The 13,843-nt window shown below is 55.7% G+C and carries 11 protein-coding genes; 7 read left to right on the top strand and 4 right to left on the bottom strand.

Annotation, left to right across the window (positions count from 1 at the left end; genetic code table 11):
- The first annotated feature begins 1 nt into the window (after position 1).
- From F3J39_RS11320 to F3J39_RS11310, 3 genes are read left to right on the top strand one after another with little or no spacing between them, the layout of a single operon-like run.
- Positions 2-1,351 (top strand): amidase, encoded by a 1,350-nt coding sequence (locus F3J39_RS11320; protein WP_166714199.1) that lies wholly within the window; start codon positions 2-4, stop codon positions 1,349-1,351.
- Positions 1,344-1,979 carry a DUF4286 family protein gene (locus F3J39_RS11315; protein ID WP_166714198.1) on the top strand — a complete coding sequence of 212 codons (636 nt, stop codon included), beginning with the start codon at positions 1,344-1,346 and terminating at the stop codon, positions 1,977-1,979. The genes F3J39_RS11320 and F3J39_RS11315 overlap by 8 nt, the downstream gene beginning before the upstream one ends.
- Complete coding sequence (locus tag F3J39_RS11310) at positions 1,972-3,303, top strand: MFS transporter (protein ID WP_040113522.1); 1,332 nt, start codon at positions 1,972-1,974, stop codon at positions 3,301-3,303. Before F3J39_RS11315 ends, F3J39_RS11310 begins: the two co-directional genes overlap by 8 nt.
- On the opposite strand, the gene F3J39_RS11305 is transcribed toward F3J39_RS11310, so the two are convergent.
- Entirely contained in the window at positions 3,298-5,868 is a 2,571-nt protein-coding gene (locus tag F3J39_RS11305) for an EAL domain-containing protein (RefSeq protein WP_233499562.1), read from the bottom strand. The two genes, F3J39_RS11310 and F3J39_RS11305, sit on opposite strands and share 6 nt — an antisense overlap.
- 443 nt (positions 5,869-6,311) lie before the next feature.
- Between F3J39_RS11305 and F3J39_RS11300 the strand changes: the two genes are divergently transcribed.
- Positions 6,312-7,385, top strand: a complete 1,074-nt coding sequence (locus F3J39_RS11300; protein ID WP_071668358.1) for an acyltransferase — start codon at positions 6,312-6,314, stop codon at positions 7,383-7,385.
- Between the two features lie 30 nt (positions 7,386-7,415).
- Here the strand turns inward: F3J39_RS11300 and F3J39_RS11295 are convergent, their stop codons facing one another.
- Positions 7,416-8,702 carry a PAS domain-containing methyl-accepting chemotaxis protein gene (locus F3J39_RS11295; protein ID WP_040113520.1) on the bottom strand — a complete coding sequence of 429 codons (1,287 nt, stop codon included), beginning with the start codon at positions 8,700-8,702 and terminating at the stop codon, positions 7,416-7,418.
- Between the two features lie 431 nt (positions 8,703-9,133).
- On the opposite strand from F3J39_RS11295, the gene F3J39_RS11290 reads away from it, so the two are divergent.
- Entirely contained in the window at positions 9,134-10,255 is a 1,122-nt protein-coding gene (locus F3J39_RS11290; RefSeq protein WP_348769944.1) for a nitronate monooxygenase, read from the top strand.
- A 143-nt stretch (positions 10,256-10,398) separates the two neighbouring features.
- Here F3J39_RS11290 and F3J39_RS11285 read toward each other — a convergent pair whose 3' ends face one another.
- On the bottom strand, positions 10,399-10,599 hold the full coding sequence (locus tag F3J39_RS11285) for a hypothetical protein (protein ID WP_094111613.1): 201 nt from the start codon (positions 10,597-10,599) through the stop codon (positions 10,399-10,401).
- A gap of 257 nt (positions 10,600-10,856) precedes the next feature.
- Here F3J39_RS11285 and yajD point away from each other — a divergent pair, with 257 nt between their 5' ends.
- Positions 10,857-11,204, top strand: coding sequence for an HNH nuclease YajD (gene yajD, locus F3J39_RS11280; RefSeq protein WP_166714197.1), 348 nt, complete (start codon positions 10,857-10,859; stop codon positions 11,202-11,204).
- Between the two features lie 264 nt (positions 11,205-11,468).
- Here the strand turns inward: yajD and cspA are convergent, their stop codons facing one another.
- Entirely contained in the window at positions 11,469-11,681 is a 213-nt protein-coding gene (gene cspA, locus F3J39_RS11275) for an RNA chaperone/antiterminator CspA (RefSeq protein ID WP_071668354.1), read from the bottom strand.
- Positions 11,682-12,288: 607 nt separating this feature from the next.
- Between cspA and F3J39_RS11270 the strand changes: the two genes are divergently transcribed.
- The gene (locus tag F3J39_RS11270; protein ID WP_166714196.1) at positions 12,289-13,842 is read left to right on the top strand and encodes an aspartate aminotransferase family protein; all 1,554 of its coding nucleotides are present in this window, start codon (positions 12,289-12,291) and stop codon (positions 13,840-13,842) included.
- Position 13,843 lies beyond the last annotated feature (1 nt).

The following is a 13,843-nucleotide window of genomic DNA, read 5'->3' as shown; positions in this document are numbered from 1 at the left end:
TATGACAACCTTATGGCAGGCAAGCCAGCAGCTGCAGGCGGGCGAAACCACATCGGTGGCGCTGACGGCACAGGCGCTGGCGGCAGTTCAGGCGGAGCAGGGCGAGGGCGCGCGCGCGTTTACTCAGGTATGGGCGGAGCAGGCGCAGCAGCTGGCCATCGCTGCCGATGCGCGCCGGGCACGCGGCGCGGCGCGCTCACCACTTGATGGCGTGCCGGTCAGTATTAAAGATCTGTTCGACGTTGCAGGCTCCCCCACGCTCGCCGGATCGCGGCTGCCCGGCCTCCCGCGCGCGACGGCTGACGCCACTATTGTGCAGCGTCTGCTGCAGGCGGGCGCCGTGATCGTAGGGAAAACCACTATGACGGAATTTGCCTTTTCCGGTCTGGGCATTAATCCGCATTACGGCACGCCTGCCAACCCGTGGCGGCGGCAGGAAAAACGCATTCCGGGTGGCTCATCGTCCGGTGCGGCAGTGGCCGTTACTGATGGTATGTCAGCCGGTTCCGCAGGCACGGATACCGGCGGCTCGGTACGTATTCCGGCCGCACTCTGTGGTCTGACCGGCTTTAAGCCCAGCGCCAGCCGTATCGATCAGCAGGGCACGCTGCCGCTGGCACCGTCGCTCGACAGTATCGGCACGATTGCTCATGACGTGCGGAGCTGCTGGCTGCTGGACAGCGTTATCGCCGATGCACCGCTGACGCTCGGGCCGCGCAGTCTGGCTGACGCACATTTTCTTATTCCTCAAACCCGCGTGCTCGACGGTCTGGATGAGGGCGTTAGCGCTGCCTGGCAGCGCGCGCTCAGGATACTGCGCGAGGCGGGTGCGACGCTGACAGAGCAGCCGATGCCTCTGCTGAACGAGCTCGATACCCTCAACGCGCGCGGCGGTATCACCGCGTATGAAGCCTGGCAGTGGCACCAGGCGTGGGTGGAGAGAGCCCCGGCAGAGTACGATCCGCAGGTGCTGCTGCGGATCCGGCGCGGCAGCGCGCTGACGGCGCAGGATGCGGAGCAGCTGTATCAGCTGCGCCGGACGTGGCAGCAGCAGGTCAGCGATTTCCTGTTGCCCTTTGACGCGCTGCTGATGCCCACCGTGCCGCTGATCGCACCCACCATTGCCGAACTGGATGATGAAGAGCGCTACCGCGAAGTCAACCTGCTGATGCTGCGCAACACCAGCGTCATCAACATGCTGGATGGCTGCGCCATTTCACTGCCCTGCCATACGCCCGGCGAGGCACCTGCCGGCCTGATGCTGGCGTCAGTTCACAACCAGGATGCAGCGCTGCTTAGCTGGGCCGCTGCTGCCGAATCTGCCCTGCAACGAGGTTTACATCATGAATAATCCCCACGGTATGCTGTTTGTCGCCACCAGTGTGGCACCCGAAGATGATGCTGATTTTAACCAATGGTATGACCATGAACATGTTGAAGAGCGCGTCGCCATCGAAGGCTTTCTCAGCGGTACGCGTTATCGTGCCGTAGCGGCAGCGCGCCGCTATCTGGGGCTTTATGAAACTGCATCGCTGGAGACTTTTACCAGCGCCGCCTACCACGCCGCCTTTACGCGCCAGACGGAATGGTCAGTCACTAATCTCAACCGGATGATTAATCCGAAGCGAAGGGTTTGCGCAGTGACACACCGGCATGGCCGGGGTCAGGGCGCGCATCTCGCTATTCTGACCCTGCCCGCAGACGCTGAAGGCACGGCGCTGCAGGCGTGGCAGCAGCAGCTGCCGCAGGTGCCGGGCTATATCTCCTCCTGCCTGCTGACGCCGGATGTGTCACTCAGCACGCCGTTGCCGCGCGAAACCGATGCCGATCGTCCGATGCACGCCATGCTGCTGCTGCACTGCGCTGATGAAACCGCCTCTGTCACGCTGGCTGATATGGCCGCGCACACTTTCCATGCTGATGCAGAGCGCTACGCGCTGAGCTGGCAGCTTACCCGACAGGAGATCTCCTATGAGTAATAATGACTCTGCACTGTCACAGGTTTCACAGCCTGACGTCACACACTCTGCCGCTACGGGCGCCAGTAAAACCCGGCGGCTGGCAGCCGCCAGCTCTATCGGTACGGCGCTGGAGTGGTACGATTTTACCGTCTACAACATCATGGCGGCGCTGGTGTTTAACCATGTGTTTTTCCCCAGCTTCGATCCGCTGGTCGGCACCATTCTGGCGTTCTCCACGTATGCCGTTGGCTATGTCTCCCGTCCGGTAGGCGGCTTTATCTTTGGGCATCTTGGTGACGTGGCCGGACGCAAAGCGGTGCTGGTCACCACGCTGGTGATCATGGGCGTCACGACCGCGCTGATGGGTATGCTGCCCGGCTACGCCAGCTGGGGGATCTGGAGTCCGGTGCTGCTGGTCGCGCTGCGGTTTATTCAGGGCATAGCGCTGGGCGGGGAATGGGCCGGTGCGGTACTGCTCTCGATGGAGCATGGTGACGCCAGCAAGCGCGGGCGTAACGCCTCGTTTGCGCAGGTAGGGCCGTCGTGCGGTACGCTTATCGGCACCGGCTTTATTACGCTTGTGACCCTGTCACTGAGCGGCGAGGCGTTTCAGGCATGGGGCTGGCGTATACCCTTCCTGCTCAGCCTGCTGCTGGTGATGTTTGGGCTGTGGCTGCGCCGCGGCGTAGATGAGACACCCACCTTTAAGGCGATGAAACAGGCAGATAAAACCACGCAGGCTCCGCTTAAAGAGGTGTTTACCCATCATCCGCGCGCGCTGCTGATTGCCGGTGGCTCACGCATCGGATCTGACGTGCTGTATGCGCTGGTGGTGGTCTTTACGCTGACCTACGTCACCACGGTGCTGGAGCTGCCGCGTCCGGTAGCGCTGCTGGCGACTATGCTCGGCGCCATCGGCAATGCGATTACGGTGCCGATGTTTGGTGCCTTATCCGATCGGCTGGGGCGTCGCCCGGTCTATATCGCTGGCGCACTGCTGGGCGTGATCTGGAGCTTTGTCTTTTTTGTTCTGCTCGACAGCTCACAGCCGGTACTGATTGTGCTGGCGGTAATCGTCGGGTTACTGATCCATGCGATTATGTATGGTCCGCAGGCGGCTTTCGTGACCGAACAGTTTCCCGGCCACGTCCGCTACGCCGGCTCTTCGCTTGCCTATACGCTGGCCGGTATCATCGGCGGCGGCTTCGCGCCGCTGATCATCACCTCGCTTTACCGTGAGTCGGGCAACACGCTCTGGGTATCACTTTACGTGTCGCTGGCGCTGCTGATCACGCTGCTTGCCCTGTGGAAAGCGAAAGAGACGGCGCATAAACCGCTATAAATGTCGCTGGCGAGGGACCGCCGCATTTTTCCGCATCGGACTATCTTCCGGCAGCACCATCGCAATCTGCGCCAGCGGACCCGGACGTCCGATATAGTAACCCTGTACCGCGTCGCAGGAGAGCGCCTGCAGCTGCGCCATATGTCCGGGGGTTTCCACCCCTTCAGCCGTAACTGACAGCGAATAGGCTTTACCCAGTCCAATCATATTTTCCACTACCTGACGCGCCTGCGGGGATTCACCCAGCGGGAAAATAAACGATTTATCGATCTTGAGGCCATCAAACGGAAACGCGCGCAGATAGCAGAGCGAGGCGTAACCGGTGCCGAAATCGTCAATCAGGAATTTTACGCCGAGCGCTTTAACCGCCTGCATCGTCGCCAGCGTTTTCTCCGGATCGCTCAGCAGCGCGTTTTCCGTCACTTCTATCTCCAGCCGGTGATTGGGCAGGCCGCTGAGCTGCAGCACCTGGGCAATACGTGACGGCAGCGCATCATTCTGGAGTTCCGTCGCTGAGATATTAACTGACACAGAGAGCGCCGGCTCAAACTTAACAATATCGCTGCAGGCGCGCAGCAGCACCCAGTCGCTCAGCGCGCCAATCAGGCCGGTCTCTTCCGCCAGTGGGATGAACTGATCGGGCATCAGCAGACCCAGCCGCGGATGCTGCCAGCGTACCAGCGCCTCAACTGCCGTAACCTGTCCGGCTGCCAGCTCATAGCGCGCCTGGTAAACCAGCGCCAGCTGCTCGCTGTTAATCGCATCGCGCAGCTCATGCTCCAGCTCGCGGCGCTGCACAATCTTCTCTTCCATATCGCGATCGAAAAAGACCCACTGATTGCGTCCGCTGTTTTTCGCCTTATACAGCGCGATATCGGCATAACGCAGCAGATCGCTGGCGTTATCGGCGTCCTGCGGCGCCAGCGCAATGCCGAGACTGGCGCCAATGTGCAGCGTGTTGTCACACACCTCAAACGCATCGTTGATACGTGCTATCAGCTGCTGACACAGCGCGATAATACGATCGCGGCTGTTCATTTCAGGCAGAATCGCCACAAACTCATCGCCCCCCAGGCGTGCCGCCAGTCCGTGACTGCCGAGACAGGCGCGAATACGGTCCGATACCTCATGCAGAACTTTGTCGCCTGCGGTGTGACCGTAGATATCGTTGACCGGCTTAAATTTATCCAGATCGATCATGATAATCGCCAGGCGATGTTGCGGATCGGACGGCAGGCTGAGTTTGCCCGTCAGAAACTCCTGCATCTGCACCCGGTTAGCCAGCCCGGTCAGCTCATCAAAATGGGAGAGGTAGTGCGCCCGCGCCTGCGCCTCATACTCGAGCGTGATATCCGTAGCGCTGCCGCGGAAACCGCTGACGCCCTGGGTCAGCATCACCTCTTTCAGCGTCAGGTTACAGTAGCGCACGTGCCCCTGCGCGGAGCGGTAGCGGCAACCGGTCAGCGTCAACTGACCACCGGATTGCTGAAACAGCGTCAGACGGCTGCGATATTTCGCGTAATCCAGCAGAAAATCCGCCAGCGTACGCTGTATCCACTCCTGACTGCTGAAACCGGTGACGACCGGAAACCGCCCTGAGATCCAGACAAAGCGCAGCTGGCTGTCCATTTCCCAGATCCAGTCCGTAGTGGTTTCGGCGATGTCACGGAAGCGTCGTTCGCTGGCGCTCAGGGCGAGCTGGCTCTGTCCCAGTAGCCAGGCGCTCTCATCATTAAGCTGCGCTTTACGCAGCGCGCTGCGCATCAGCATCAGCGCGGTAAACAGTGAGAGCAGCATAATCAGCACCAGCAGAGGCAGCAATCCGGTCAGCAGCGCGCCGCCAGGATTTGCGCTGCGCCAGACCAGCGCAACGCGCTTGTCACCCACGGAGAGCAGCAGAGCGGGAGAGGCTGGCTGGCCGGCAGGCGAGGTATCCAGATGGAGGTTCTGAATACCATACTCATGACCCAGCTTAAGCAGCTTCTGTGGCGTCAGGCGATCGGTGAAAATCATCAGCGAAGGCGGACCAGGCAGCGCCGTTACGCTGCGGTCGCCTCCTGGGGTGATCCACGCCGCGCTGTAGAGTGTGAGCTGCCCCTTTGCCAGCACGTAGTCGCTGATCGCTTTACCCGCGCTCGCCTGCAGCTGCGTTTTAATCCGGGGCAGGGGATCGGCGCCCAGCCAGAGAGAGAGCGTTCTCTCTTCTGGCTGCCCACGGATTACGCTGTAGCGCGTTTCATCCTGCGGTGAGATAACAAATACCCCCTCATAGGCAAAGGTATCAAACAGCGAGGCGCCAAGATTCTGATTATCCCATGCCCAGCTGCGATTCAGCGTACGATGCAGATTCTGGTACGCCTCGCCCCACTCGGCGTTATCAGAGAGGTGAAACTGCATGACCGCCTGCCGCGTCTGCAGTGCTTTGTCCAGCAGCAAAGATTGCTGGCGATCGGATTGGCGGTTTAAATCGCTGGCGATAAATATCAGGCTGATAAACGCCCCGGCAAATGCCAGCAGGATCAGCAGTACCATCATCATCATAGGCTGACGGATCAGACCACGCATTTGCCCGCGTGTGGGAGAATCGACAAGAGAGGTCTTCGCTATCATAGGCTTAATACGCCAGTTAAAATGACATTACAAAAGTATGTTCAGGTTATCGGCACAGGCTGGCAAAACCTGATGCGTGAACGTGATGTTGCGCTGTGACAGCCCTGCCGGAGAGCTGGTGCATAAAAAGATGCAGGCAGTAAAACTGAATCTGTCGGGTGATATGTAATAAACGGACCTGAATAAATGGGCGTTTCAGTGCTCAGGTTCAAGTATAGCCAGCTCTGCAGGCATAGTAGAGGTATCAAATACCCGGAATGGGTAGCCAGAAATTTTTATAACATTTTGCTGTTTACTTAATATAAATTTAATCTTAATAGGAATAAGCCTTATTGAATGTAAATCTGCGTCAATGTTAATTTGACTTATGTCTATTTATTATTGTCACTGAGAACATCATGCAGGCTCGTATCACTCACCTCGACGGTATGCGCGGTTTGGCTATTCTGATGGTTATCGCCTATCACGCCTGGGCGCGCTGGCCAGAACTGCTGCCTTATGTCGCCACCACTCAGCATCTGCCGCTCTTTTCTTTTGGCTGGGCTGGAGTACAGCTCTTTTTTATGATCTCGGGCTTTGTTATTTTTATGACGCTTGACCGATCGGAGAGCTATTCGGGCTTTCTGCAGAAGCGCTGGCTGCGGCTCTTCCCGGCGATGCTTATTGCCAGCCTGCTGCTTTTTCTGGCCGGCGGATTTTTTCCGGAGTGGTCTCTTATGACCCCTTATGTGAAAAATCTGCTGCCGGGTCTGCTGTTTATTAATCCGGAAACGCTGACGCAGCTGACCGGCATTTCGTTTCACTCTATGGCGGGTTCTTTCTGGTCGCTTTATGTTGAAGCCCTGTTTTATCTGATTATCGGCGCTGTCTATTTCACTGCGGGACGTAAATATTGCCTGCCGGCGCTGATTTTACCGATGCTGTTACTTTCCGGTGCGTCAGTCATTAAGTCACTCGGCTATCCGCTGCTGGTGGATATCATCTCCAAACTGGGATTTATTCATTACGCCTGGTTTATGGTGGGCTGTCTGGTCTACGAGCGTCTGCACGGGCGTGACAGGCGCTACCACTATCTGCTGGTAGCCGTTGCGCTGCTGATCAACTTTAGCTATTACGTGAAAAACAGCGGGGCACTCGCGCTGGTGCCGCTGGTAGCGATGCTGCTGTTTTTCATCGCCAGCTTCAGGCTGCAGCGGATCCAGCACTTTCTTTCACTACGACTCTTTACCGCTATGGGCTTTGTCAGTTATGCGCTCTATCTGATTCATGAAAACCTGATGATTGCGATGCTGATTAAGCTTAACCGCTATGTCAAAAGTGACACTGTCATGATGATCATGCCGCCGGTGATGGTTATCGTGCTGGCCGGTGTTGCGTATGTCATTACCCGCTACGCGGAGCCGGCGCTGCGCCGGGCGCTGCAGAAAAAACGGCAGCCGGTCGCACCGGCCGCAGGCAGCGGCATAGAGTAGCGGGCGGGAGGCGAAAGCCTCCCGCTGGTTTCAGACATCCAGGCGGTGGATAACGTTAACAAATTCGTGAACGCCGCTGTTAATTTCCCGCAGGCTGCGCGACAGCATGCCGATTTTTTCCTGCTCAGCTACGACAAACTCACGCACCTCATCCAGCTGCTGATACATCTCTTTTATCAGCAGGCTGTTTTGCTGCACCACTTCGGTAATTTGCCGGGTCGCGGCAGCGGTGGAAGCAGCCAGACGACGTACTTCAGCGGCAACCACGCTGAAGCCGCGGCCTGCGTCACCGGCACGCGCAGACTCAATGGCGGCGTTCAGCGCCAGAATATTTGTTTGTGACGCGATGAGATTAATCGTGTTAACCACCTCGCCAATATTTCTGGCAGACGCATTAAGCTGAACGCCAATTTCCGTCGCAGCATTAACCCGCTGGGCCACCAGACCTGAATTGCGTACGGTTTCGTCCAGAACGTCGTTGGCGTTGTCGGTGATTTGCGACGTTTCACCTGACGTGGTGAGGGCTATATCTGCCACACGCTTTGCGGCCTCCACGCGCGCGGTGATATCAGAGGCAATTTTAATAACTTTATAGACCCGCCCATCCGCATCCACTACCGGGTTATAGCTCGCCTCCAGCCAGATGCGCTCACCGCTGGCGGTTTTACGCTCAAAACGACCGACAAAATGTTGCCCGCGCGCCATTTTTTGCCAGAAATCGGGCTGAGCGTGATAAAAATCGTCATAGCAGAACAGTCGGTGATGCTGACCAACAATCTCTTCACTGCTATACCCCATATGCTGCAGAAAATTAGCGTTGGCGCTGAGGATCTCGCCCTCAGGTGTAAATTCAATCACCGCCATGGAGCGATCCAGCGCGGTGATAACCGCCTCTTTATGCTCCAGCTCCTGATGGCGCGCGGTGATATCGCTGGCGACTTTGATCACCTTATACACCCGGCCTTTATCATCGCTGACCGGAAAGTAGGTCGCGCTCAGGTAGAAACGCTGCTGCTGACGATCGAAGCGCTCAAAAATGCCGGTGATTGACTCACCCCGCGCCAGCGTTTGCCAGAAACGGCGATAGCCCGCTGTCTGACTGTAAAGCGGTGAACAGAAGAGGCGATGGTGCTGGCCCTGGATCTCCTGCAGCTGATACCCCGTCAGCGTCAGAAACAGCGCGTTAGCATCAACAATTTCACCATCCGGCGTAAATTCAATCCAGGCAACATGCTGTCTGATAGCATTGATATCACGATGAACGCTGGCGCTGTGGCTGAACGGCAGCGCCAGGCGTGAAGTTTTCACCCCAAACATAGATGACCTCTGTCAGATAGTGTGCAGTTAAGTAGCGCGATCGCCTTACAAAGGGTCGCGTAATTTCATTCAGCGCAGAGCCTGTGCCGCGCCGGATGTTTCCCCCCGATTTCCATGTTGTCCTGAGCGCCGGCAGCCGTTAAGCGTAAACGGGCATCAGTCAGGGGGATTTTTTTGAAGTTCAGATTCCCGGTGCTGGCAATAAATGTGGTGCTGAATATATGTTATCGACGGCGGAAAACAAAAACTGAGTAAATTTTCTAATTAAAACGCAGCGGGGGGATTTTACCGTCAGCGGTCTGAAATCAGCCGGGTGCTGCGCTGTCAGGCAATATGTCGCTGCAGCAGAGTGGATCAGGCTGCTTGTTAAAGATGTAAATAAAATATAGGTTATCTCTGCTACAGAGAGCGGATAAGCAGAATGGCAGCTACTGACGGAGAGCTTTGTGATGACGACATCCCTGTGTAAAGAATTAAATCTGCGCTATCCGATTATCCAGGCCCCGATGGCAGGCGTTTCAACTCCGGAACTGGCTGCTGCAGTCAGCAATGCCGGTGCGCTTGGCTCGCTGGGACTGGGCGCCTCCTCTGCGGAAGAGGCTGCACGCCTTATACGGCAGACTCAGGCGCTTACCCGGCAGCCTTTTAACGTCAATCTGTTTTGCCATCCGCCCGCCCTGCGCAACGACGCAGTCGAAAAGGCGTGGATAGCACGTTTCGCCGATCGTTTTGCTGCTCTCGGCGCTCAGGTTCCCGTGAATCTGGAGGAGATCTATCCCACTTTTTGCGGTCATGAAGCGGTGCTGCAGGTCATTGAGGAAACGCGTCCGGCGGTCGTGAGTTTTCATTTTGGTTTGCCACCGGCGAATACTCTGCGACGGCTGAAAGCCTGCCGGATAGTGACCCTGGCAACAGCCACCAGCGTGGCGGAAGCGGAAGCGATCGCGCAGCAGGGAGTGGATATGATTGTGGCGCAGGGCTATGAAGCAGGTGGCCATCGCGGCAGTTTTGCCGTCAATGAGGAGGATCATCAGCTCTCCACGCTGACGCTGGTACAGGCCATCTGTGCGCGGGTTACGCTGCCGGTGATTGCCGCAGGCGGGATCATGAACGGTGCAGCAATCGCAGCAATGCAGGCTCTGGGTGCCAGCGGCGTACAGGCCGGTACCGCTTTTCTTCTCTGCCCTGAATCCGCTACTGCACCCGCCTGGCGTCAGGCGCTCCGGCATGCCGCTGTAACGGGTACTACCATGACTGCGGCAATTTCCGGTCGTGAAGCGCGCGCGCTGCGCAACGCATTCTGCACTATTACGCGCGATATCCCCCGCACCGAGATCCCTGCTTATCCGCTGGCTTATTCACTGGGTAAGGCGCTGGCTAAGGCTGCGCTGGCGCAGGGCGAGGCGGGGTTTGGGGCATACTGGGCGGGAGAGGGAGCAGCACTGGTACGCGAACTGCCGGCGGCGGAACTCATCCGGCAGCTGGTCACAGAGTGGCATGCTGCCTCTGGTCAGGGTAGCCCGGCTAATGCGACAGAACGGTCATCTTTATAACATGGCAGGAATGCATTATAAACGCGATTGCGTTTCGGACATCTGCTGATTAAATAAAAAAACGGGTGGGACAGCAAATAAGCGCAGCGATAATTTTACCGCTGCGCTTATTTAGCGCAGGTAAGATATCCGGAGATAAACTATTAACTCATCTGGACTGATATAAATTGAATGGCTTCACCATAAATTTTCTTAACGCCATCAATAGCCTGCGCTTCAGACTCTTGTAACTCCGCCAGAATGGCATATTTTTCAACGGGCACGCCCGCTGCAATAAGGGTAGTCACGGCGCGTCCTATCGCCTGATTAATGTCATTAATAGGTTGTACATCAACCGGTTTCACCAGGTTTTCTCCACAGATAAAATATGCCAGTCAGCACAAAGCCGCAGGCAGTAATACGTTACAGCAATGATTGCTGGTATATATAATGCCATAGAGAAAATAAATTTTAAATATAGATCTGAGTCATGTTTTATTGCCCGCTAAGGCGTCTTTTTAACTTGGCGGTTCGTTAAAAAAACGTGCTGCTTGCTATCAACGTACAATCGGGCTAGCCTGCTGATCGTTGAAATAATCACGCTAAGTACAGGCATACATTAATGGCAGTTATTCCGAAAAACTACTCGCGGCTGGAGAGCGGCTACCGTGAGAAAGCACTTAAAATTTATCCGTGGGTGTGCGGGCGCTGTGCGCGGGAGTTCGTTTACTCAAAACTGCGCGAGCTGACGGTACACCATATCGATCACGATCATACCAACAATCCGGAAGATGGCAGCAACTGGGAGCTGCTTTGTCTCTACTGCCACGATCATGAACATTCAAAATATACCGAAGCCGATCAGTACGGTACGCGAGTGGTGGCGGGAGAGGATGCGCAGGATGAAGTGGGTGCCGCGACATATAACCCGTTTGCCGATCTGAAATCGCTTATCAGCAAGAAGAAGTAGCAGCGCTGCCACACACATTTACAGGTCAGTAAAATGAGACGGCGGGAAACCTGTGTTATAGTGCGTTTGCGTACTTTTCTAAGTCGCGAATTTCACTGGCGCTTGTGCCAACCCGATACGCCCAGCCGGGTGTCGGGCTCTTTTTAGCCCGGTTACGCGCGCACAAAAAAACCCGCACAAGGCGGGTTTTTTTATCAGCAGCATTTAACTGCTCAGACTACTGTCTTCATCGCTATCGTAAGCGCTGCCGATCGTCAGCGCAGCTTACAGTGCGGTAACGTTAGCAGCAGCTGGACCTTTAGCACCATTCTCGATGGTGAAAGAGACCTTCTGGCCTTCGTCCAGGGTTTTGAAGCTGTCACTCTGGATTGCAGAGAAGTGTACGAACACGTCTTTGCTGCCATCTTCAGGAGTGATGAAGCCGAAACCTTTATCTGCGTTGAACCATTTTACTAAACCAGTCATTTTGTTAGACATAGATACTTCCTTAATTGATGAGCCATAAACTATGGCGATGGTGGCCTGTATCAGAGCGTTACTTATTGGGCACTTAGGAGGAGGCTCATGAAGAAGGGGTATCTGTGGATAACACTTGAACTGAGGACTGCTTTACTAAAACTGCTTCATAAGGTCTGTATTCCAAACCGATGACGCTATTAAGCCACACCTGTTCCGGTTTAGCAACACTTATATTACATCCTCTTTAATGCATCCGCCAGATAAGCCCTGCACCACGTTTTACCTCCCGGTCATCATCCGGGAGGCGGAAAACCACATAGTGAAAGAGGTATTGTTATACGCCTCAAACGGAATTGTGACAAAGATCACAAATTCATCCTTCAGAAACGCTGATGTAAAATTTACTGAAATTACCCTATTGAATGATAATAATTATCATTTATAATCTCATTCAAATTTTAAGGCCGCCTTATACAGGTCTGCCCACGTATGCCAACTGATGGCGTATGTTAATGATATTTATAAATTATTGTTTTTTAGATTTTTGCAGAAGCAACAGAGCCTATGACACCTGTTGTCTTATTTGTCAGCAGGATTTAAAGATTTTTAGTAACAGGAAAGGATTATGTTTACACGTTCATCTGCGCAATCATTACCAATCGTAACCTCTGAGCCGCAGTCAGGCGCGCCGGAGAGCTGGCTTTTTAACGATCGTCAGCTTGATGCCTGGGCCGGACAGACGCAGGAGGTGCTTAAGCTACTGACCCAGACGGTGCAGGGCGTAGAAAAGCCGTTTAGCGGTATTCTGCCGCACGAGCTGGCAAACGAGTTCCGCTGTGTGGATCTTAATTCTCCACTGGGCAATAACGAAGCTGCACTGGCCGAGCTGTCTCAGCTCTATCTGCGCGATGCGGTCTGGTTTCACCATCCTAAATATGTTGCGCATCTGAATTGCCCGGTCGTCCTGCCGTCGCTGATGGCAGAGCAGGTGATGGCCGCCGTCAACAGTTCTGTCGATACCTGGGATCAGAGTGCCGGCGGTACGCTAATTGAGCAAAAAGTTATCGACTGGACGCTGGAGCGTATCGGCCTGCCCGCCGCTGCGGACGGTATTTTCACCAGTGGTGGTACGCAGTCAAACCTGATGGCAATGCTGCTGGCTCGCGACAGCTGGTGCGAGGCGCATCATCCGGGGCATCTGATCAAATATCGCGGCCTGCCTGAAACCGCCGGTAAGTGGCGCGTATTCACGTCTAAATTGAGTCATTTCAGTATCCAGAAATCGATGGCGATCCTCGGCCTGGGCTACGATGCCGTTGTGCCGGTTGACCATGATGCCGATTACCGTATGGATGCGGGTATGCTGGAGCACGAAATCCAGCGCTGCCGCGAAGAGGGGCTGATCCCGATTGCGGTGGTAGCAACCAGCGGCACCACCGATTTTGGCAGCATCGATCCGCTGGAAAAGATCGCCGCGCTGTGTCAGCGCAATGGATTATGGATGCACGTTGATGCCGCCTATGGCTGTGGTCTGCTGGTTTCAGAACAGCACCGCCAGCGTCTGCGCGGTATTGAACAGGCAGACTCAGTCACCGTTGATTACCACAAATCGTTCTTCCAGACGGTAAGCTGCGGAGCATTCTTTGTACGCAACAAAGACCATCTGAAACATGTTACGCACCATGCTGACTACCTCAATCCACTGAGCGCACAGCAGGAAGGGACGCCAAACCTGGTCAACAAAAGTATTCAGACCACGCGTCGCTTTGATGCGCTGAAGATGTGGCTGACGCTGCGCGTCATGGGCCCGGCCGCGCTGGGTGAAGCGTTTGACTCGCTGATTGACCTTGCACAGCGTGCGCATCAGCTGCTGCGCGAGCATCCGGCAATCGAGGTGCTGCACGCGCCAGAACTCACCACGCAAATCTTCCGCTTTGTGCCGCGCCAGTCGCTCAGCGGCCCGCAGCTCGACGATATCAACGCTGCGATCCGCAAAGCGCTGTTCCGTTCCGGCAACGCGATTGTGGCAGGCACTAAAGTCGATGGCCGGCAGTATCTGAAATTCACCCTGTTAAATCCTGCCACCACCGCGGCAGATCTCGAAGATGTGATCAACCTGGTGGCGCACTACGGGCGCGAGCAGCTGCGCACGACCGCGCTCCACGCGGCAAATCAGTGAG

The sequence above is a fragment of the Pantoea sp. Acro-807 genome (genome assembly GCF_011752675.1).
In the GTDB taxonomy this organism is placed as follows: Bacteria; Pseudomonadota; Gammaproteobacteria; order Enterobacterales; family Enterobacteriaceae; genus Pantoea; species Pantoea eucrina.
The sequence above is the reverse complement of the archived record's forward strand: the minus strand, read 5'-3'. Positions and strand labels throughout refer to the sequence as shown.